1 protein-coding gene is annotated in these 649 nt (G+C 45.3%); it reads right to left on the reverse strand.

What is annotated here, in order from left to right:
* Positions 1 to 649, reverse strand: a 649-nt coding sequence (locus A3729_RS01805; RefSeq protein WP_197475482.1) for an HRDC domain-containing protein, incomplete at both ends; no start/stop codon positions are given.

The following is a 649-nucleotide window of genomic DNA, read 5'->3' on the forward strand; positions in this document are numbered from 1 at the left end:
CCCCATGAAAAGCCAGACGATATATATGGCTAATTATCGTAGACTTACTTAAACCTCTCGTTTTGGCGATCTCATTGGGTGACTGCCCTTGCTGATAGAGCGAAAAGGTCTCTCGATGCGTATCGCCTAGTTTCGCCATAGTAAAGTCACTACGCGCAGGTTTAGGCGGCAACTTTTTCCGCACAGGCCCATCAATAAGTAAGCGATCACTCTCATCAACCAATCTGGATATTAAGGCAACGAAGGGTTCACCATACTTCTCACACTTATGATCCCCCACACCGCTGACCGTCAAGAAGGCGGCTAAGTTCCCAGGCTTAAGCCGAGACATATCTTTTAAGCTTGCATCTGAAAAAACGGTATAGCCCTGAACTTTATCCTTCTGCGAAATTTCTTTTCTGAGCCCTTTTAATGCCTCAAACAAAAGATGCTCAGCCTCGCTAAGATCGGCGTGCTTGTTCACTTTTTTCTCAACCTGATTGATTTTTGAATCTACAGGCTCACATAGCTGAACTGTCTTATCTCCTTTCAAAACAGCCATCGATAAGTCCGTCAGATGCAGTGTACTGCCTTGAGAAAAGTCGAGTGATAGATAGCCGCGATCAATCAGCTGTGTAATGTAGTGAGACCAGTCTTTCCAGGCGATGTC

This window comes from Oleiphilus sp. HI0043 (assembly GCF_001634935.1).